Consider the following 20,399-nt stretch of genomic DNA (forward strand, 5'->3'; position numbering starts at 1 on the left):
CCCGTGACCCTCCTCCTCGCGCTCGCCCTGATCTCGGCCGTCATCACGTTCGGGATGTCGTTCGTCGTCTACAAGCTGGCGATGCGCTTCAAGCTCTACCCGAAGATCCGCGCCCGGGATGTGCACACGCGCCCGACGCCCCGGCTCGGCGGCGTCGCGATGTTCCTGGGCATCCTCGTGGCGTTCGGCGTCTCGTGGCTGCTGTCGAGCCAGTTCGGCGTGCTGTCGCTGATCTTCTCGGATCAAGGGCCGATCCTCGCGATCCTGGGCGCGTCCCTGCTCATCGTGGTGCTCGGCGTCGCCGACGACCTCTGGGACCTCGACTGGATGACGAAGCTCGCCGGCCAGTTCGTGGCCGCCGGCCTCGTGGCCTGGCTGGGCGTGCAGATCTATTCGCTGCCGATCGGCGGCCTCACCGTCGGATCGCCCGTGATGTCGATCATCATCACGCTGTTCGCCATCGTCCTGGTGATGAACGCGATCAACTTCATCGACGGGCTGGACGGCCTGGTGGCGGGCGTCGCGCTCATCGCCAACGGCACGTTCCTCGTCTACACCTACCTGCTGCAGCGCGAGATCAGCCCGCAGAACTACTTCAGCCTCGCCGGCGTGATCGCGGCGATCCTGGTGGGTGCGTGCGCGGGGTTCCTGCCGCTCAACTGGCACCCCGCGAAGATGTTCATGGGGGATGCGGGAGCGCTTCTCATCGGGCTCCTCATGGCGACGTCGGCCATCTCGGTCACCGGAACGATCAATCCGGAGGCGCTGCAGACGCTCGGCAAGTCGTCGCTGGTGCCCGCGTTCATCCCGGTCATCCTGCCCTTCGCGGTGCTGGTCGTCCCGCTGCTCGACTTCGGGCTGGCGGTCATCCGACGCCTGCGGGCGGGCAAGTCGCCGTTCAGCGCCGACCGCAAGCACCTGCACCACCGCCTGCTCGACATGGGCCACACGCACCTCCACGCCGTGCTCATCTTCTACGCGTGGACGGCCGTGCTCTCGATCGGCTGCCTGCTGTTCTTCTTCGACCCGTACTGGATGGCGATCGTGTTCGTCGCCATCGGCCTCGTCGTGTGCACCGCCTTCACGCTCGCGCCGCTCAGCCGCCGCAAGGCCAACGAGGCCGTGGCCGAGCTCGCCCCCGCGGGCAGCCTCGAGGCCGCCGAGACGGCGCGCTTCGACCAGCTCGACGCCGCGAGCGAGCGTCCGGCGCCCGCATCCGCCACCCCGGCCCTCCCGGACCACACCCTGACAGAGGAGACCCGATGACCGACCACTCGGACGGCACCCCCGCCCCGCGGCCGGCCCAGCCCGCCGCTCAGCCCACCTCGACGCCCGTGCTGCGCGACGTCCTCAAGTACGGCCTCATCCTCGCCGGCGCCATCGCCATCGTCGGGATGCTGCTCGGCGGCCTGTTCGCCGGCTGGATCGGTGTCACCAGCGCTCTGATCGGCACGGCCATGGCCGCGGTGTTCCTCTCGATCACGGCGCTGAGCATCCTCATCGCCAACCGGTTCATCGGCTCCGACCTCTTCGTCGGCCTGTTCTTCGGCATCGTCCTGGGCGGCTGGATCCTCAAGTTCGTGCTGTTCCTGGTGCTCGCGATCCTGCTGCGGGACCAGCCCTGGATCAACCCCGTCGTGCTGTTCCTGAGCCTCATCGCGGGCGTCATCGGATCGCTCGTGGTGGACATGATCGTGGTGTTCAGGTCGCGCGTCCCCTACGCCAGCGACGTCACCCTTCCGGGTGAGAAGCGCTGACCCGTTTCTGATTCGTTATGGACTGAAAACTCTTGTAGAGTTATCAGTGATCCCCCACCCGTTCGCGCGAAGCAACCCGTAGTGCGAGTAGTGCCGGGTTCCCCACCGTTCGTCGTCGCGAGAGCCATGAGCTCGACGCCCCGAAACAGGAGATAGCGCTGTTAGCTAACGCTGTGAACCTGCTGGTCCAGGCCGCAAGCTCCGATGATGGAAGCTTCCAGGGTCCCTCGATCAACGAGTTCTTCCCCCCGACCCTGTTCACCATCGGTGGCCTCGAGTTCAACCGCATCATCGTCGTGCGCCTGCTCGCGACGATCGCGCTCCTCCTGATCTTCTGGCTCGGCACCCGCCGCATGAAGCTCATCCCGGGCCGCTTCCAGTCGGTCGTCGAGATGGGCCTCGACTTCGTCCGCGTCAACATCGCGGAAGACCTGCTCGGCAAGAAGGACGGCCGCCGGTTCCTGCCGCTGCTGACCACCATCTTCTTCATGGTGCTGTTCTTCAACATCACCGGCATCATCCCGTTCCTCAACATCGCGGGCACCTCGGTGATCGCGGTGCCGCTGCTGCTCGCGATCGTCGCTTACGTGACCTTCATCTACGCCGGCATCAAGAAGAGCCCGAAGAACTTCTTCAAGAACGCGCTCTTCCCGCCGGGCGTGCCGTGGTTCCTCTACATCATCGTGACGCCGATCGAGTTCGTCTCGACCTTCATCCTGCGCCCGATCACGCTGACCCTCCGACTGCTGATGAACATGGTCGTCGGGCACCTCCTGCTGGTGCTCTTCTTCACCGCGACCACGTTCTTCTTCTTCCAGGCCGGCGGCCTGTGGGCGCTGTTCGGCATCGGCACCTTCGCCTTCGGGTTCGTCTTCACGCTCTTCGAGATCCTGGTCGCAGTCCTGCAGGCCTACGTCTTCGCACTGCTCACCGCTGTCTACATCCAGCTGGCAGTCGCCGAGGAACACTAAGAACGATCCGCGCACCCGCACGGATCGCCATCACGGAAGGAAACACACAACGTGGACATCGCTGCAATCAACGGCAACATCGCCACCGTCGGTTACGGCCTCGCCGCCATCGGCCCGGCCATCGGCGTGGGCATCGTCGTCGGCAAGACCATCGAGGGCGTGGCCCGTCAGCCCGAGCTGGCCGGCCGTCTCCAGGTCCTGATGTACATCGGTATCGCGTTCACCGAGGCGCTCGCCTTCATCGGTATCGCGACCTACTTCATCTTCGTCTGAGCCCTCTTTTCTACCTCGGTAAGGAGGAACCATGCTCAACGGTGTGGTGATCGCCGCCGCGGAGGAGCAGCACAACCCGCTCATCCCGGCGTGGCCAGACATCATCGGTGCGCTGATCTGCTTCATCATCATCCTGTTCTTCTTCTGGAAGCTCGTGCTTCCGCGCATGAAGAAGCTGCTGGATGAGCGTGCTGAGGCGATCGAAGGCAACATCGAGAAGGCCGACGAAGCACAGCGCAAGGCCGAGGCCCTGCTGGAGCAGTACACCGCCCAGCTCGCCGAGGCACGCGCCGAGGCCGCGAAGATCCGCGAGACGGCTCGCACCGACGGTCAGAAGATCGTCGCGGAGGCCCGCGAGACCGCGACGGCCGAGGCCGCTCGCGTGACCGCTCAGGCTCAGGCGCAGCTCGAGGCGGAGCGCCAGACGGCGCTCGTGCAGCTGCGGGGCGAGGTCGGCTCGCTCGCGATCGACCTCGCGTCGACCGTCGTGCGCGAGTCGCTCGACGAGGACAAGCGCGCTCAGGCGATCGTGGACCGCTTCCTGGCGGACCTCGAGGCCGACGAGCAGAAGGCAGGATCGGGCAACTGATGGGAAGCGCCACCAGAGAAGCATTGGCCCGGTCCGTGTCGGCTCTCGCCGACCTGGGATCCAAGGCCGATCTGGCGACGGCCGAGGACCTGTTCGCCGCAGGACGAGTCGTCGCCGACTCCGCCCAGCTCCGAGCGGTCCTCAGCGACCCCACGGCCGACCCGGAGGGCAAGGCCGCGCTCGTGAAGCGCGTCTTCGCCTCCCTGTCGGAGCCGGCGGTCACGCTGCTCGGCGTGGTCGTCGCGCAGCGCTGGTCGTCGCACGACGACCTGCTCGCCGCGATCGAGGAGCTGGGGATCCGCGCGATCGCCGCCTCGGCGCCGCGGAACGTCGACATCGTGGCGGAGCTGTTCACCTTCGGAGGCGCCGTGACCTCCGACGCGCAGCTCGAGCTCGCGCTCCGCAGCAAGCTCGCCGGCACCGACTCCAAGGTCGCCCTGGTCGAGCGCCTGCTCGCCGGACGGGCGTCGAAGGAGACTCTCGCCATCGTGCGGCAGCTCGTCGAGCAGCCCCGCGGCCGCAGCATCCGGGAGTCGCTCCGCACGGCCGCGCGCATCGTCGCGGCCCAGGAGGGGCAGACCATCGCGACGGTCCACGCCGCGTCCCCGCTGCCCGAGGCCCAGGCCGAGCGCCTGCGCTCGGTGCTCAGCGCCACCTACGGCGACCTGAAGATCAACCAGGTCGTCGACCCCTCGATCATCGGCGGATTGCGCGTACAGATCGGTGACGACGTCATCGACGGAAGCATCGCATCGCGTCTGGCCGAACTCCGGCTTCAGCTGGCGGGCTGACCGCCTCAAGATAGGAATCACAATGGCAGACATCCAGATCAGCCCCGACGAGATCCGCGACGCGCTCAAGGACTTCGTCACCAAGTACGAGCCGGCGGCCGCTGAGGCGACCGAGGTCGGCCACGTCATCGACGCCTCCGACGGCATCGCGCACGTCGAGGGCCTTCCGAGCGTCATGGCGAACGAGCTCATCCGCTTCGCGGACGGCACCCTCGGCCTCGCGCAGAACCTCGACGAGAACGAGGTCGGCGTCGTCGTCCTCGGCGAGTTCGACGACATCGTCGAGGGCATGGAGGTGACCCGCACCGGCGAGGTCCTGTCCGTTCCCGTCGGCGACGGCTACCTCGGCCGCGTCGTGGACCCGCTGGGCAACCCGATCGACGGCCTCGGCGAGATCGCCAGCGAGGGCCGCCGCGAGCTCGAGCTCCAGGCCCCCGGCGTCATGCAGCGCAAGTCGGTGCACGAGCCGCTGCAGACCGGCATCAAGGCCATCGACGCCATGATCCCCGTCGGCCGCGGTCAGCGCCAGCTCATCATCGGCGACCGCCAGACCGGCAAGACGGCCATCGCCATCGACACGATCATCAACCAGAAGGCCAACTGGGAGTCGGGCGACGAGAACAAGCAGGTCCGCTGCATCTACGTCGCGATCGGCCAGAAGGGCTCGACCATCGCCTCGGTGAAGGGCGCGCTCGAGGACGCCGGCGCGATGGAGTACACCACCATCGTCGCCGCCCCGGCCTCCGACCCCGCGGGCTTCAAGTACCTCGCGCCCTACACCGGCTCGGCCATCGGCCAGCACTGGATGTACGGCGGCAAGCACGTCCTCATCGTCTTCGACGACCTGTCCAAGCAGGCCGAGGCGTACCGCGCCGTGTCGCTCCTTCTCCGCCGTCCGCCGGGACGCGAGGCCTACCCGGGCGACGTCTTCTACCTGCACTCCCGCCTGCTGGAGCGCTGCGCCAAGCTCTCCGACGAGCTGGGCGCCGGCTCGATGACCGGTCTGCCGATCATCGAGACCAAGGCGAACGACGTCTCCGCCTACATCCCGACCAACGTGATCTCGATCACCGACGGCCAGATCTTCCTCCAGTCCGACCTCTTCAACGCCAACCAGCGTCCCGCGGTCGACGTCGGCATCTCGGTCTCGCGCGTCGGCGGCGACGCGCAGGTGAAGTCGATCAAGAAGGTCTCCGGCACGCTCAAGCTCGAGCTCGCGCAGTACCGCTCGCTCGAGGCGTTCGCGATGTTCGCGTCCGACCTCGACGCGGCCAGCCGTCGTCAGCTCGCCCGTGGCGCGCGCCTCACCGAGCTGCTGAAGCAGCCGCAGTACTCGCCGTACCCGGTGGAGGAGCAGGTCGTCTCGATCTGGGCCGGCACCAACGGCAAGCTGGACGAGGTCGCCGTGGAGGACGTCCTGCGCTTCGAGTCGGAGCTGCTGGACCACCTGCGCCGCAACACCGACATCCTGACGACCCTCCGCGAGACCAACGTCCTCGACGACGACACGGTCGCGAAGCTCGACTCCGAGGTGGACGCGTTCAAGCTCGAGTTCCAGACCGGTGAGGGCAAGCCGCTCGCCTCGGTCGGACGCGAGGAGTTCGAGGCCATCGACGAGGGCGACGTCGACCAGGAGCGCATCGTCAAGGCCAAGCGCTGAGCGCGGCCTGACGAGACTAGGTATTTAGGAGACACATGGGAGCACAGCTTCGGGTCTACCGGCAGAAGATCAGATCTGCCCAGACGACCAAGAAGATCACCCGTGCGATGGAGCTGATCTCCGCCTCCCGCATCCAGAAGGCTCAGGCCCGGGTGGCCGCCAGCTCGCCGTACGCCCGCGCGATCACGCGCGCGGTGTCGGCGGTGGCGACCTACTCGAACGTCGACCACGTGCTGACCACCGAGCCGGAGAAGATCGAGCGCGCCGCGATCGTCATCTTCTCGTCGGACCGCGGCCTCGCCGGCGCGTTCAACTCGAACGTCCTCAAGGAGTCCGAGAAGCTCGCCGAGCTGCTGCGCAGCCAGGGCAAGGAGGTCGTGTACTTCCTCATCGGCCGCAAGGCGCAGGGCTACTTCAGCTTCCGCCGCCGCGCGTTCGAGCGGGTCTGGACCGGCAACACGGACGCCCCGGAGTTCGAGCAGGCGAAGGAGGTCGCCGACGCGATCCTCGAGTCGTTCCTGCGCGACGCCTCCGACGGCGGCGTGGACGAGATCCACATCATCTACAACCGCTTCGTCAGCATGCTGACGCAGGAGCCGCAGGTCGTCCGCCTGCTTCCCCTGGAGGTCGTGGAGGGTGTCGAGGAGCCCGACCGCACGCAGGTCCTGCCGCTGTACGAGTTCGAGCCCGACGTGGGCACCGTTCTCGACTCGCTGCTGCCCGTCTACATCGAGAGCCGCATCTTCAACGCGATGCTGCAGTCGGCCGCCTCCAAGCACGCGGCCACGCAGAAGGCGATGAAGGCCGCGAGCGACAACGCCGACAAGCTCATCACCGACTACACGCGTCTCGCGAACAACGCCCGTCAGGCGGAGATCACCCAGCAGATCTCCGAGATCGTCGGCGGCGCGGACGCGCTGAGCTCGGCCAAGTAAAACGTCTACGAGAGAGATAGAAATCATGACTACCGCTACCGCCGAAGCCCAGGCTTCGACCGCGCAGCCGGGCGTCGGGCGCATCGCGCGCGTCACCGGCCCCGTGGTCGACATCGAGTTCCCGCACGATGCGATCCCGGGCATCTACAACGCTCTGAAGACCACGATCACGATCGGCGACCAGTCGAACGAGATCACCCTCGAGGTCGCGCAGCACCTCGGCGACGACCTGGTCCGCGCCATCGCGCTGAAGCCGACCGACGGCCTGGTCCGCGGCGGCGAGGTGCGCGACACCGGCGCCCCGATCACCGTCCCCGTGGGCGACGTGACCAAGGGCAAGGTGTTCGACGTCACCGGTGACATCCTGAACCTCGAGCCGGGCGAGAAGGTGGAGATCACCGAGCGCTGGCCGATTCACCGCAACCCGCCGGCGTTCGACCAGCTCGAGTCGAAGACCCAGCTGTTCGAGACCGGCATCAAGGTCATCGACCTGCTCACCCCGTACGTGCAGGGTGGCAAGATCGGCCTCTTCGGTGGTGCGGGCGTCGGCAAGACGGTCCTCATCCAGGAGATGATCCAGCGTGTTGCGCAGGACCACGGTGGTGTGTCGGTGTTCGCCGGTGTCGGCGAGCGCACCCGTGAGGGCAACGACCTCATCCACGAGATGGAGGAGGCGGGCGTCTTCGACAAGACCGCGCTCGTCTTCGGCCAGATGGACGAGCCGCCGGGGACGCGTCTCCGCGTCGCGCTGTCGGCGCTGACGATGGCGGAGTACTTCCGCGACGTGCAGAACCAGGACGTGCTGCTCTTCATCGACAACATCTTCCGGTTCACCCAGGCGGGTTCCGAGGTGTCGACGCTGCTCGGCCGCATGCCGTCCGCGGTGGGCTACCAGCCGAACCTCGCCGACGAGATGGGTCAGCTCCAGGAGCGCATCACCTCGACCCGTGGTCACTCGATCACCTCGCTGCAGGCGATCTACGTGCCGGCCGACGACTACACCGACCCGGCGCCGGCGACCACGTTCGCGCACCTCGACGCCACGACCGAGCTCTCCCGTGAGATCGCGTCGAAGGGTCTGTACCCGGCCGTCGACCCGCTGACCTCGACCTCGCGCATCCTCGACCCCCGTTACCTGGGCGAGGACCACTACCGCGTGGCCACCACGGTCAAGCAGATCCTCCAGAAGAACAAGGAGCTGCAGGAGATCATCGCCATCCTCGGTGTCGACGAGCTCTCCGAAGAGGACAAGATCACGGTGTCGCGTGCGCGCCGCATCCAGCAGTTCCTCTCGCAGAACACCTACATGGCGAAGAAGTTCACCGGCGTGGAGGGCTCGACCGTCCCGCTGAAGGACACCATCGAGTCGTTCGACGCGATCGCCAAGGGCGAGTTCGACCACGTCGCCGAGCAGGCCTTCTTCAACGTCGGTGCGATCTCCGACGTCGAGGAGAAGTGGGCGCAGATCCAGAAGGAAAACGGCTGATCATGGCTGTCCTCAACGTGAGCGTCGTCGCCGCCGACCACGAGGTGTGGTCGGGCGAGGCGAGCATGGTCGTCGCGCGGACCGTGGAGGGGCAGATCGGTATCCTGCCCGGCCACGAGCCGCTGCTGGCCATCCTCGCCGAGGGCGAGGTGCGCGTCACCCTGAACGGCGGAGAGTCGATCGCGGCGAACGCCGACGACGGCTTCCTGTCCGTCGAGAACAACACGGTCACGATCGTGGCCCGTCAGGCCGAGCTGGTCTGACATGGCTGAACCGGGAGCCCCGCTGGAGCGCCAGTTCGGAGACGTCCGCGTCCCGATGCTGGTCGCGATGGCGGGGCTTCCTGGTTCCGGCAAGTCCACGATCGCCGAGATCCTGGCCGGCCGCATCGGCGCCACGGTGATCTCGGTGGACCCGATCGAGGCGTCGATCCTCCGTGCGGGGATCGACTCCGACCAGCCGACCGGGCTCGCGGCCTACCTCGTCGCCGAGACGATGGCCGAGCAGGTGCTGCTCTCGGGTCACTCGGTCGTCGTCGACGCCGTCAACGCCGTGGAGCCGGCGCGCCTGCAGTGGCGCGACCTGGCGGAGCGGTGCGACGTGAAGCTCCGGGTCGTCGAGACGGTGTGCTCCGACCCTGAGCTGCATGAGGATCGGCTGTCCAAGCGCTCGCCCCTCGTCGCGGCCTACGCGGTCGAGCAGAGCACCGAGGAGTACGACGAGTGGCGGGGCGCCTGCGGCTCCCTCCCGCGCGTCACCCTCGACACGTCGGCCCCGCTGGGCGAGAACGTCGACGCCGCCCTGGACTTCGTGGCGGGCTGAGTGCTCATCTTGCTCCCGCCCTCGGAGACCAAGAGGGACGGGGGAGCGGGGTCGCCGCTCGCCCTCGACCGTCTGCGCTTCCCTGCGCTGCATCCCGTGCGCCGGGACGTGATGGATGCACTGCTGGAGCTGTCCGCCGACCGCGAGGCGTCGGTGAAGGCGCTCAAACTCGGCCCCAAGCAGGCCGCCGAGGTGGAGCGGAACCGGTCCGTCCCGACCGCGCCGACCATGCGCGCGCTCGAGCGGTACACCGGCGTGCTCTACGACGCGCTGGATGCGGGGTCGCTGACCGACGCGCAGTGGCGGACCGCCGCCGAGTCGGTGGCGGTGCAGTCGGCGCTGTTCGGGATCGTCGGGGCTGCAGACCCCATCCCCGCATACCGGCTGTCGTTCGACTCGCGGCTGTCGACGCAGCGGGCGACGGCTTCGCTCAAGAAGCGCTGGGCGGCCGCGGGTGCCGCCGCGCTCGCCGATCGGGACGACCTCCTGCTCGATCTCCGGTCGGAGGGGTATGCCGCGCTCGCGCCGCTCCCGGACCGCGACGGCGCTCACTACGTCCGCGTGCTGGCTCGCGGCGACGACGGCCAGGTGCGCGCGCTGAACCACTTCAACAAGCAGGCCAAGGGGCTGCTGACTCGCGCACTCGTCGAGGCCGGAGCGGACTTCGGGTCCACAGGCGAACTGCTGGAGTGGGCGGAGGCGGAGGGCTACGAACTGCGCCCGGCAGGGGACGCGAGTCGCGACCTGCTGCTCGTCGTTCCCGAGGTGCGCGGCGTTCCGGGCCGTCTCATGGCGGCGCTGCGCGCCTGAGCGTTCGGAGCGCCGAGAGCTCCCCCGATCCCTGCTGGCCCACTGGCCGCGACGCTTCTGCGATTACTCCGACTCACCGCGAACTCACAGTGGTGCAGTGATGAAAAGTGAGATAAGCTCACGACCAAGAGAGAGGATCACTGATCCGAGGCGTAGGCGCGCACGTGTGCAGACCTTACGACCTCAACAAGTCGGGCCGATGTGCGGAGGCCGGCGCGTCATCCCCATGCGTCGTTTCCCTGTCGGAGTGTGAGGCACCAAGAATCCGCCTGCGGTCGGGCACGAGCGGTATCGCCCTCACCAGCGAGAATCCGGCGGTGGAGTCCTCCGCCGTCGGCCCGACTCTCTCGGTTACCCTCCTGCGCTGTGTGGGCGCGCCGTGCGCCCGCGCTACGCGCCGGCGCGGAAGCAGCCCTCGAAGTGGTCGTCGACCATCCCGGTGGACTGCATGAGCGCGTACATAGTGGTCGGCCCGACGAAACGGAAGCCGCGCCGCCGCAGTTCCTTGCTCATCGCCGTCGACTCCGGCGTGACCGCCGGAACCTCGCCCCACGAGGTCGGGCGCCGGCTCTCGCGCGGCTCGGGCGCGAACCCCCACATCAGCTCCTCGAGCGGCACGTCGAGCGCGAGCACCGCCCGGGCGTTGGCGACGGTCGCCTCGATCTTGCCCCGGTGCCGGATGATCCGCGCATCCTGCAGCAGCCGCTCCACATCGGACTCCGTCATCGCAGCCACCTTCTCGGGCTTGAAGTGCAGGAAGTCTTCGCGGAAAGCCGGACGACGGCGCAGGATGGTGATCCACGACAGGCCGGCCTGGAACCCCTCCAGGCACAGCTTCTCGTAGAGCGCCCGCGGATCGTGCTGGGGACGTCCCCACTCCTCGTCGTGGTACCGCTGGTACTCGGGGTCGCTCGCCGCCCAGGAGCAGCGGGCCAGGCCGTCGGCGCCGACCACGAGGGCGGTGCGCTGCGGCGCCTCGGCGGTGTTCGCGGGCGAGGCGGCTTCGTCGGTCGATGCGCTCATGCGGCCAGCATGATCCCCTCGTGCTCGAGCAGCCAGATCTTCGTCGGGATGCCGTCGCCTCCGCTGTAGCCGGTCACCCGTCCGCTCGAGGACAGCACACGGTGGCAGCCGACGATGATCGGCACCGGGTTGGCGCCGACCGCGCCGCCGATGGCCCGGCCGTACCCGGCGTGGCCGAGCGAGGCGCCCAGCTCGCCGTAGGAGACGAACGTGCCGAACTCGAGGCCGGCCAGCTGCTCCCAGACCGCCTGCCGGAAGGGCGTACCCTGCAGGCGCACGGGCACGTCGAACGCGCGGCGCGAACCGTCGAAGTACTCGGCGAGCTGCGCCGCCGCATCGTCGAGCACCGCCGTGCTGCGCTCGGGGTGCTCCTCGAGCGGCAGCCGCCCGGCGCGTTCGATGGAGAGCGACGTCACGGCCGTGCCGTCGCTGGTGAGTTCGAGCCGTCCGATGGGGCTCGGCGTGCGGAGGAGATAGGCGAAGGAACTGCTCATGGGTCGACTCTAGGGCGCACCGCCGACGTGCACTCGCGAGAATCGGACATGGGGGATAACTCGCGAACATCGCTCCCTGTGGACAGGTTCCGCGCGCCGGGCGGGCCCTCGTGGCGTGCCTAGACTCGGAGCATGGCGAACATCGAATACCGCACCCTCGGCCGCTCCGGACTCGTCGTCTCGACCGTCGGGCTCGGCTGCAACAACTTCGGCCGCACGGACACCCTGACCGAGACGCAGGAGGGCACGGATGCGGTCATCGGCGCCGCGATCGACGCGGGCGTGACGCTGTTCGACACCGCCGACATCTACGGCAAGGAGCGCGGCCTCTCCGAAACGCTGATGGGCAACTCCCTCAAGGGCAAGCGCGATCGCATCGTCCTGGCGACCAAGTTCGGGATGGACATGGCCGGCGTCAACGGCCCCGACTGGGACGCCCGCGCGTCACGCCGCTACATCCGACTCGCGGTCGAGAGCTCGCTCCGCCGCCTGCAGACGGACTGGATCGATCTCTATCAGCTGCACCGGCCGGACGGCATCACGCCGATCGAGGAGACGCTGGCGACGCTGGACGACCTCATCCGCGAGGGCAAGATCCGGTACATCGGGCACTCGAACCTGGCGGGCTGGGAGATCGCGGAGGCCGAGTTCACCGCCGAGCTGAACCGCCACCCGAAGTTCGTCTCGGCCCAGAACGAGTACAGCCTGCTCGCCCGCGACGCCGAGCGGGAGGTGCTGCCCGCGGTGAACCGGTACGGCCTCGGTTTCCTGCCGTACTTCCCGCTCTACAACGGGCTCTTCACCGGCAAGTTCACGCGCGAGGGCGGCCCGGCCGACAGCCGCATCATGAACCTGCGCAAGCACCTGCTCGACAACGCGCCCTGGGACCGCATGGATCGTTTCCAGGTGTTCTGCGACGAGCGCGGCGTGACGATGCTCGAGGCGACCTTCGCCTGGCTGCTGGCGCAGCCGGGACTCACCAGCGTGATCGCCGGGGCGACCAAGCCGGAGCAGATCGTGGCGAACGCCGAAGCGGCGACCGCCTGGACCCCGACCGAGGAGGACGTCGCCGCGATCTCGGAGATCTTCGCCCCCGCCTGAGCGTCGACGAGAACGCGCCGCTCACGGCTCCTTCAGCCGCGACGCGAACGCGCGGACGCACCAGAACAGCCCGTAGGCGATCAGCCCGAGGGCGATGAGGATCAGCAGGAAGACCCCGAACGGCACCGTGGTCAGCGCCTTGAGGCTGCCGTCGAGGCCGCCGGCCTTGCTCGGGTCCGAGGTGATCGCACCGAACACGACGAGGCCGCCGACGATGATGAGCGCGACGCCCTTCGCCACGTAGCCGACCCGGCCGAGCGTCGTGGTGATGTACGCCCACCGGTTCGGAGGGAGGCGCAGGTCGCGCTCGAAGCGGTGGGTCACGCCGTTGAAGATGAACACCGCGCCGACGATGGCGATGGTGACGCCGATGGCCGCGAGGAGGAAGACGCCGCCCGGCATGCCCAGGAGTTTGGCGGAGCTCGACTTCTCGGAGGAGGACGAGTTGCTGCGGCCGCCGAGCGCGATCGAGATCGCGATCACCGCGAGGGCGGCGTAGACGACGCACTTCAGCACCTCCGTGACCTTCTCGCCCGCTCCGTGCGCCGTGACCGCCTGGAGGATCTGCCACAGCGACAGGAAGATCAGGCCGACGATCACCACCCAGAGGACGAACAGGCCGCCGGGCACGGCCACGACCGCCTGGAGCGCACCCGACTGGTCGGCGTTGCCGCCTGCGCCGGCGGCGACCGCCAGCGCGATGATCCCGATCAGAATGTGGAGGAGGCCGATGGAGAACAGCCCCACGCGGGCCAGCACGCGCACGGCGGGCTGACGCTCGACTCGGGCGGCCGCTCGGGTAGGGGACGTCATGCCGTGCACGGTACCCGGCTCACACGGCTTCCGGAATCTCGGGTACCCTGGAGGACTGAGTCCGCCGCGCCATCGCGCGGCGGCGAGATCTGAATAGAGGAGGCCGGCATGGACATCGACCTCAGCGTCTTGCGTCTCATGGAGCGCGAGAAGGAGATCCCGTTCGACGAGCTGGTGCAGATCATCGAACAGGCCATCCTTACCGCATATCTGAAGCACACCAACCAGGCCGACCACCGGCACGGTCACAGCGACCAGCCGCCGGCTGCGCGCGTGCACCTCGACCGCAAGACCGGGCATGTCACCGTCTACGTGCCAGAGCGCGACGAGGAGGGCAACGTCATCGGCGAGGCCGAGGACAGCCCGAGCGACTTCGGCCGCATCGCCGCCTTCGCGGCCAAGCAGGTCATCAACCAGCGCCTGCGCGACATCGCGGACGACGCGGTGCTCGGCGAGTTCCGGGGCCGTGAGGGCGACATCGTCGCCGGTGTCATCCAGCAGGGCCCGAACCCGCGGATGATCCACATCGACCTCGGAACGGTGGAGGCCATCCTGCCGCCCGAGGAGCAGGTGCCCGGTGAGGAGTACACGCACGGTTCGCGCATCCGCGTCTACGTCACGAGCGTGACGAAGGGCCCGAAGGGTCCGTCGATCACTGTGTCGCGCACGCACCCGGCGCTCGTCCGCAAGCTGTTCGCGCTCGAGGTCCCGGAGATCGCGAGCGGCGTGGTCGAGATCGTCTCGCTCGCCCGCGAGGCCGGGCACCGCACGAAGATCGCGGTGCGCGCGACCGAGCCGGGTGTGAACGCCAAGGGCGCCTGCATCGGCGAGCTCGGGCAGCGCGTCCGCGCGGTCACCGCGGAGCTGAACAACGAGAAGATCGACATCGTCGACTACTCGCCCGACCTCGCGACCTTCGTGTCGAGCGCGCTGAGCCCCGCGAAGGTCACCAGCGCCTTCGTCATCGACGAGTCGCTGAAGGCCGTGCGGGCGCTCGTCCCCGACTACCAGCTCTCCCTCGCGATCGGCAAGGAGGGCCAGAACGCCCGCCTCGCCGCGAAGCTGACGGGCGCGAAGATCGACATCCAGCCCGATTCCATTCTCGATCGGGACTGATTCCGCGCTGGCGGCCTACTTCACGTAGGCCGCCAGCGCCGTCTTGACCGCGTCCGACACCACGTTCGTTCCGCCGACCAGCGCGATGTGGGTCGGACCGAGCCGCGTCAACTGCGAGCCCGTCGGTGCAGGGACCGCGCCGGGAAGCGTGAGCAGCAGCGGCGCACCCTTCTGCCCCGCGGCGGCGGAGGCGGACAGCGCATCGGGGAAGTCGAGGCCCGATGCCACGAAGGCGTTCGCGGTTCCGGCCGGGAACGCCTTGGCGACCGCAGCCGCCGACTCGAACCGGTCGCTGCCGCTCAGCCGCGTCACCGATCCCGCCGTGTACGCCCTCAGGGCCGTGAGCACCGCATCCGACACCGCGTTGGGACCGCCGACCACGACGATCGACTTCGGCGCGACGCGCTTCAGCTCCGTGGCGGTCGGCGCCGGGAGGGATCCCTGGGCCGTCAGCAGCAGCGGCGCTCCGCTCGTTCGGGCTGCGAGGGCGCCGGCGGCCAGCGCGTCCGGGAACGTCTGGCCCGAGACCACGTACGCGACCTGTGCTCCGACCGTCGCAGTGGCCCGCGACACCGCGGCACTCGTCTCGTAGCGGTCCGACCCGCTGACCCGCGTCACCGCTCCGCTGGTGAAGCCCTTCAGCTGCGTCACCACCGCGTCGGACACGCTGTTCGCGCCGCCCAGCACGACGATCTTCGACGGATGCAGCCGCTTCAACTCCGTCTGCACGCTCGCGGGGACGGCGCCCGGTTGCACGAGCAGCACCGGCCCGTGTGCCCGCGCAGCGGCGGGGGAGCCGGACAGCGCATCCGGGAACTGCAGTCCGGACGCGACGTACGCCACCGGTGCGTTCGCCGCGAAGGTCGCCGCCGACACGGCCGCGCTCGTGCCGAAGCGGTCGTCGCCCGCCAGCCGCCCGACCTTCTGCGCGCCCGGCGGGATCGTGTACGCCCGCAGCTTGCCGCCGCCGTCGGTGAAGTACAGCGCGCCGTTGACGACGATCGGGCTCTGCCAGTGGAGCCCGCTCGCCCCGGCGGAGGCGTCCGTCCAGAGCTGGGCGCCGGTGGCCGGGTTCAGTGCCCGGACGCCGTTGTGGGAGAGGTAGAACAGCACGCCGCCCGCGATGATCGGCGTCGTCCCGCCGACGTTCTGCGACCAGGCCGGCGATAGCTCGGGCTTCCCTCCGACCGAGGTCAGCTTCAGCGCGGAGATACCGCTGTTGTTGGCGATGAAGACCCACGAGGTGCCCGACCCGTCGACCCAGTTCGCCGGCTGGGTGAGCACCTGGCCGCCTTGGGGCACGGCGATGTTCTGCACCTCGCCGCCCGTCGCGCCGTGACCCGCACCCCCGAGCCTCGCGGTGTTCAGGAGCCGGATCCGGCCGTCCTTCCCGCTCTGCACGGCCAGGTGCGAGAGGTCGGACTCGGCCGGTGGGGCGACGACCTGCGGCGCCGTGCTGCCGAGATCGGCGTCCTGCTGGTTGAGCTGCGCGTAGTTCGCCGGGGTGTAGCTGTCGACGGGTCCGCCGTTGCTTCCGCTCCCGTCCGGGTTGATGGCGAGCACCGTGTCACCCCAGTTGCGGGAGCCGTCGAACACCGAGTTGCCGGTGGCGAACAGGATGCGCTGCGTGCCCGGGTCCCACACGACGCTCGGGCGCGCCCAGACCGCTGACTGCACGTTCGCGCATCCGCCCGCCCCGAGGTGGCCCGTCTTGTCGCTGCAGAGGGAGTTGAAGACCTTCTGGGATCCGCTGGCCAGGTCGATGGTCGTGACGTGCCCCTGATAGTCGCCCCGGTCACCGGGATAGCCGCCGTTGGCGACGTACAGATAGGTGTGGCCGCCGGTGCTGACGATGGTGAGCGCCGGGGAGCTCTTCTCGTCGTACGGCTTGACGGTCGCCACCTGCGGCCAGCCGCCGCCCGTCGTCTCCGCGCCCGAGCCGGTCGCGTACTTGTGCACCTTGCCGTCGAGCCCGTAGCTGTACACGAACGCGCCGCCCGGGTCGATCGCGGGGGAGGAGGTGGTGTAGCAGACGTTCGTGCCCTTGTTGATCCGGCAGGAGCCCGGACCGTTCTGGTGGGCCCACACCTCTGCGCCCGTCCGGGCGTCGGTGGCGGTGATCCAGCCGTCCTTGGTGGTCGTGAACAGCAGGTCGCGCGTTCCGCCCGCCGTCGCGACGCCCGGCTGCTCGACGGGCGGCCCGTCCGAGACGCCGCGGAGCGTCGCCGTGAACAGTGGCGCGAGGCCGCTGACGGTCGACGGAATGATCTGGGTCTCCGCCGCGTTGACACCGTAGTGCGATGGGCCGCTGCCGAACTGGCTCCACGCGATGGGCGCCGCCTCTGCGGGTGCGACCGCCGGCTGCACGACCGCGAGGGCTGTCGCCGCCAGCGCCGCTGCCAGGGTGAGGTGGAGCAGGCGCCGTCCTGCGGGATGCGCGTCGTCGCGATCAGTGGTCATGGTCCCTCCCAGCGCGAAGTCTCCACCAATCGCCGGGCGACTGCCAGTCCCCCACACGGCGGACCGGCCGGGGGACGACTAGCCTGGGACGGGCGCCCGGCGCCGTCAGGTTCGGCGCAGCGCGCCGGGAGGAGTAAGATGGAACCCGTCAGAACGTGCGTCGGATGCCGTTCTCGCGCTCCCCGGTCCTCTCTTCTGAGGGTCGTCGTCCAGGAATCGGAACTCGTGGCGGACCCGTCCGCCACCCGGCCGGGACGGGGCGCGTGGCTTCATCCGACAGCCGAGTGCTTCGACCTCGCGGTCAAGCGCCGGGCCTTCGGCCGGGCGCTCCGCGTCGAAGGAGCCCTCGACACCGCGGCCATCCGGTCGCAATTCATTAGAACAGGCTGAAGAAGTTGACTTCACATGAGTGACAACCGATGAGCGGCTCGAAATGAGTACCGTCCGCTACTAACGCCTGCCCTGTCCGGGGTAGGCCCCCAGACAGGAGAATTGTGGCTGCAAAACCACGCGTACACGAGGTCGCGAGCGAACTCGGCGTCGACAGCAAGGTCGCGCTCGCGAAGCTCAAGGAGATGGGCGAGTTCGTCAAGGGACCGTCCTCGAGCATCGAGCCTCCGGTAGCACGCAAGCTGCGTGCCGCCCTCGAGGCCGAGGGTGCCAAGCCGTCCGCCGACAAGGCGACCGCTGGTGCGCCCAAGGCGCCGTCGCAGGCGCCGCGTCCGGCTGCGCCGCGCCCGCCGCAGGCGTCCGGCACGTCCGCTTCGTCCGACACCGCCGCAGGCCCCAAGCCGCAGGCGCCGATGTCGGTCGCCGAGCGTCAGGCCGCGGCTGAGAAGGCCGCCGCCGAGAAGGCGGCCGAGAAGGCCGCGGAGACGTCCGCCCCGAGCTCGTCGAGCCAGGGCAAGCCCTCCACGCCCGACACCGCGAAGCCCGCGGGCCCGCGGCCCGGCGCCGGCAGCATCCCGCGTCCGAGCGCTCCGCGCCCGGGCAACAACCCCTACTCGAGCAACCAGGGCATGGGCCAGCGTCCGCCGCGTCCGGGCAACAACCCGTTCTCGTCGTCGCAGGGCATGGGCCAGCGTCCCTCGCCCGGCAACATCCCGCGTCCGACCCCGCCGCGCCCCGGCTCGCCGCGTGTCGGCGCGCCCGGTCAGGGCGGCGGCAACCGTCCCGGTCGTCCGGGCGGTGGCGGCGGCGGTCGTCCCGGCTTCCAGCAGCGTCCCGGCAGCGGTGGCGGTGCAGGTGCGGGAGCCGGCGGCGGCTTCCAGCGTCCCGGCGGCGGCTTCGGCGGCCCGCGTCCCGGTGGTGGCGGCGGTCGTGGCCGTGGCCCCGGCGGCGGTACCGCCGGTGCGTTCGGCCGCGGTGGCGGCAAGAGCAAGGCACGCAAGTCGAAGCGCGCGAAGCGTCAAGAGTTCGAGATGCGGGAGGCCCCGTCGCTGGGCGGCGTGACCGTACCCCGCGGCAACGGCGACACCGTCATCCGGCTGCGTCGCGGCTCCTCGATCTCCGACTTCGCCGACAAGATCGACGCGAACCCCGCGTCGCTGGTCACCGTCCTCTTCCACCTGGGCGAGATGGCGACCGCGACCGAGTCGCTCGACGAGGCCACCTTCGAGGTGCTCGGCGAGGAGCTGGGCTACAAGATCCAGGTCGTGTCGCCCGAGGACGAAGACAAGGAGCTCCTGGAGGGCTTCGACATCGACCTCGACGCCGAGCTCGAGGGCGAGTCCGACGAGGACCTCGAGATCCGTCCGCCGGTCGTGACCGTCATGGGTCACGTCGACCACGGTAAGACGCGACTCCTCGACGCCATCCGCAACGCCAACGTCGTCGCCGGTGAGGCCGGCGGCATCACCCAGCACATCGGTGCGTACCAGGTGTGGACGGAGCACGACGGCATCGAGCGTGCCATCACCTTCATCGACACCCCGGGTCACGAGGCGTTCACCGCCATGCGTGCCCGTGGTGCGCAGGTCACCGACATCGCGATCCTCGTGGTCGCGGCGGACGACGGCATCATGCCGCAGACCATCGAGGCGCTGAACCACGCCCAGGCGGCCGGCGTGCCGATCGTGGTCGCGGTGAACAAGATCGACAAGCCCGACGCCAACCCGGCGAAGGTGCGCCAGCAGCTCACCGAGTTCGGCCTCGTGGCAGAGGAGTACGGCGGCGACGTCCTGTTCGTCGACGTCTCGGCCCGCAACAACATCGGCATCGACGACCTGCTCGACGCCGTGCTGCTCACGGCCGACGCCGGTCTCGACCTGCGTGCGAACCCGAACAAGGACGCGCGTGGTGTCGCGATCGAGGCGAAGCTCGACAAGGGCCGCGGCGCCGTGGCGACCGTGCTCATCCAGTCCGGAACGCTCCGGGTCGGCGACGCGATCGTGGCGGGCACCGCCTACGGCCGTGTGCGTGCGATGGCCGACGAGAACGGCGAAGCCGTCTTCGAGGCGGCCCCGTCGCGTCCGGTCCAGGTGCAGGGTCTCTCCAGCGTCCCGCGCGCCGGCGACGTGTTCATCGTCACCGAGGAGGACCGCACCGCCCGTCAGATCGCCGAGAAGCGCGAGGCCGCCGAGCGCAACGCGCAGCTGGCGAAGGCCCGCAAGCGCATCTCGCTCGAGGACTTCACCCGCGCTCTGGAAGAGGGCAAGGTCGAGGCGCTCAACCTCATCATCAAGGGCGACGTGTCCGGTGCCGTGGAGGCGCTGGAGGAGTCGCTCATGAAGATCGAGGTCGACGAGTCGGTCAGCCTCCGCATCCTGCACCGCGGCGTCGGCGCGATCACCGAGTCGGACATCGACCTGGCGACCATCGACAACGCGATCGTGATCGGCTTCAACGTCCGCCCGGACGTGAAGGCGCGCGAGCGTGCGGCCCGCGAGGGTGTGGACGTCCGCTTCTACTCGGTCATCTACAACGCCATCGAGGACATCGAGAACTCGCTCAAGGGCATGCTCAAGCCCGAGTTCGAAGAGGTCCAGTCGGGTGTGGCCGAGATCCGCGAGGTGTTCCGCTCCTCCAAGTTCGGCAACATCGCCGGTGTCATCGTCCGGTCCGGAACGATCACGCGCAACGCCAAGGCGCGCGTCATCCGCGACGGCGTCGTGGTGGGGGACAACCTCGCCATCGAGTCGCTGCGCCGGTTCAAGGACGACGTCACGGAGGTCCGTACGGACTTCGAGGCCGGTATCGGCCTCGGCAAGTACAACGACATCCAGGTCGGCGACGAGATCGAGACGACGGAGCTTCGCGAGAAGCCTCGCGTGTGAGTCGGGACGATGGCCGGTGGCTG

General features: G+C 69.0%; 20 protein-coding genes. 16 read left to right on the forward strand and 4 right to left on the reverse strand.

Annotated elements, in window-relative coordinates; genetic code table 11:
* The first annotated feature begins 3 nt into the window (after positions 1-3).
* The 12 genes from AB0P25_RS13775 (at position 4) to AB0P25_RS13830 (ending at position 10,094) form a co-directional block, all read left to right on the forward strand.
* Positions 4-1,266 (forward strand): MraY family glycosyltransferase, encoded by a 1,263-nt coding sequence (locus tag AB0P25_RS13775; protein WP_363808082.1) that lies wholly within the window; start codon positions 4-6, stop codon positions 1,264-1,266.
* Entirely contained in the window at positions 1,263-1,757 is a 495-nt protein-coding gene (locus AB0P25_RS13780; protein ID WP_363808084.1) for a hypothetical protein, read from the forward strand. Before AB0P25_RS13775 ends, AB0P25_RS13780 begins: the two co-directional genes overlap by 4 nt.
* A gap of 173 nt (positions 1,758-1,930) precedes the next feature.
* Positions 1,931-2,728, forward strand: a complete 798-nt coding sequence (gene atpB, locus AB0P25_RS13785) for a F0F1 ATP synthase subunit A (RefSeq protein WP_363808085.1) — start codon at positions 1,931-1,933, stop codon at positions 2,726-2,728.
* Positions 2,729-2,779: 51 nt separating this feature from the next.
* Positions 2,780-3,001, forward strand: coding sequence for an ATP synthase F0 subunit C (atpE, locus tag AB0P25_RS13790; RefSeq protein WP_064111451.1), 222 nt, complete (start codon positions 2,780-2,782; stop codon positions 2,999-3,001).
* A gap of 31 nt (positions 3,002-3,032) precedes the next feature.
* Positions 3,033-3,590 carry a F0F1 ATP synthase subunit B gene (locus AB0P25_RS13795; RefSeq protein WP_363808087.1) on the forward strand — a complete coding sequence of 186 codons (558 nt, stop codon included), beginning with the start codon at positions 3,033-3,035 and terminating at the stop codon, positions 3,588-3,590.
* Complete coding sequence (locus AB0P25_RS13800) at positions 3,590-4,381, forward strand: F0F1 ATP synthase subunit delta (protein ID WP_363808088.1); 792 nt, start codon at positions 3,590-3,592, stop codon at positions 4,379-4,381. Before AB0P25_RS13795 ends, AB0P25_RS13800 begins: the two co-directional genes overlap by 1 nt.
* Before the next feature lie 22 nt (positions 4,382-4,403).
* Positions 4,404-6,041 carry a F0F1 ATP synthase subunit alpha gene (atpA, locus tag AB0P25_RS13805; protein WP_363808089.1) on the forward strand — a complete coding sequence of 546 codons (1,638 nt, stop codon included), beginning with the start codon at positions 4,404-4,406 and terminating at the stop codon, positions 6,039-6,041.
* Between the two features lie 35 nt (positions 6,042-6,076).
* Positions 6,077-6,976: a F0F1 ATP synthase subunit gamma gene (locus tag AB0P25_RS13810; protein ID WP_064111457.1), complete on the forward strand. Its 900-nt coding sequence runs from the start codon at positions 6,077-6,079 to the stop codon at positions 6,974-6,976.
* A 25-nt stretch (positions 6,977-7,001) separates the two neighbouring features.
* Entirely contained in the window at positions 7,002-8,462 is a 1,461-nt protein-coding gene (gene atpD / locus AB0P25_RS13815; protein WP_363808092.1) for a F0F1 ATP synthase subunit beta, read from the forward strand.
* 2 nt (positions 8,463-8,464) lie between these two features.
* The gene (locus AB0P25_RS13820; protein ID WP_121259883.1) at positions 8,465-8,725 is read left to right on the forward strand and encodes a F0F1 ATP synthase subunit epsilon; all 261 of its coding nucleotides are present in this window, start codon (positions 8,465-8,467) and stop codon (positions 8,723-8,725) included.
* A gap of 1 nt (position 8,726) precedes the next feature.
* Positions 8,727-9,284, forward strand: a complete 558-nt coding sequence (locus AB0P25_RS13825; RefSeq protein ID WP_363808093.1) for an ATP-binding protein — start codon at positions 8,727-8,729, stop codon at positions 9,282-9,284.
* Entirely contained in the window at positions 9,285-10,094 is an 810-nt protein-coding gene (locus AB0P25_RS13830) for a peroxide stress protein YaaA (RefSeq protein ID WP_363808095.1), read from the forward strand.
* Between the two features lie 390 nt (positions 10,095-10,484).
* On the opposite strand, the gene AB0P25_RS13835 is transcribed toward AB0P25_RS13830, so the two are convergent.
* On the reverse strand, positions 10,485-11,117 hold the full coding sequence (locus AB0P25_RS13835; RefSeq protein ID WP_363808096.1) for a DNA-3-methyladenine glycosylase I: 633 nt from the start codon (positions 11,115-11,117) through the stop codon (positions 10,485-10,487).
* Positions 11,114-11,611: a methylated-DNA--[protein]-cysteine S-methyltransferase gene (locus AB0P25_RS13840; RefSeq protein ID WP_363808099.1), complete on the reverse strand. Its 498-nt coding sequence runs from the start codon at positions 11,609-11,611 to the stop codon at positions 11,114-11,116. The genes AB0P25_RS13835 and AB0P25_RS13840 overlap by 4 nt, the downstream gene beginning before the upstream one ends.
* A 132-nt stretch (positions 11,612-11,743) precedes the next feature.
* Between AB0P25_RS13840 and AB0P25_RS13845 the strand changes: the two genes are divergently transcribed.
* Positions 11,744-12,712 carry an aldo/keto reductase gene (locus tag AB0P25_RS13845; protein WP_363808101.1) on the forward strand — a complete coding sequence of 323 codons (969 nt, stop codon included), beginning with the start codon at positions 11,744-11,746 and terminating at the stop codon, positions 12,710-12,712.
* Positions 12,713-12,733: 21 nt separating this feature from the next.
* Here AB0P25_RS13845 and AB0P25_RS13850 read toward each other — a convergent pair whose 3' ends face one another.
* Positions 12,734-13,525, reverse strand: coding sequence for a DUF1206 domain-containing protein (locus tag AB0P25_RS13850; protein WP_363808102.1), 792 nt, complete (start codon positions 13,523-13,525; stop codon positions 12,734-12,736).
* Between the two features lie 108 nt (positions 13,526-13,633).
* Here AB0P25_RS13850 and nusA point away from each other — a divergent pair, with 108 nt between their 5' ends.
* Positions 13,634-14,641 (forward strand): transcription termination factor NusA, encoded by a 1,008-nt coding sequence (gene nusA / locus AB0P25_RS13855; protein ID WP_064111469.1) that lies wholly within the window; start codon positions 13,634-13,636, stop codon positions 14,639-14,641.
* A 15-nt stretch (positions 14,642-14,656) separates the two neighbouring features.
* Here nusA and AB0P25_RS13860 read toward each other — a convergent pair whose 3' ends face one another.
* A complete protein-coding gene (locus AB0P25_RS13860) occupies positions 14,657-17,101 on the reverse strand; it encodes a cell wall-binding repeat-containing protein (RefSeq protein WP_363808106.1) in 2,445 nt (814 codons plus the stop codon).
* 138 nt (positions 17,102-17,239) lie between these two features.
* Here AB0P25_RS13860 and AB0P25_RS13865 point away from each other — a divergent pair, with 138 nt between their 5' ends.
* Positions 17,240-17,491 carry a YlxR family protein gene (locus AB0P25_RS13865; RefSeq protein WP_082889096.1) on the forward strand — a complete coding sequence of 84 codons (252 nt, stop codon included), beginning with the start codon at positions 17,240-17,242 and terminating at the stop codon, positions 17,489-17,491.
* Positions 17,492-17,595: 104 nt separating this feature from the next.
* The gene (infB, locus tag AB0P25_RS13870; protein ID WP_363808108.1) at positions 17,596-20,376 is read left to right on the forward strand and encodes a translation initiation factor IF-2; all 2,781 of its coding nucleotides are present in this window, start codon (positions 17,596-17,598) and stop codon (positions 20,374-20,376) included.
* Positions 20,377-20,399 lie beyond the last annotated feature (23 nt).

The sequence above is a fragment of the Leifsonia sp. NPDC077715 genome, assembly GCF_040686855.1.
GTDB lineage: Bacteria > Actinomycetota > Actinomycetes > Actinomycetales > Microbacteriaceae > Leifsonia.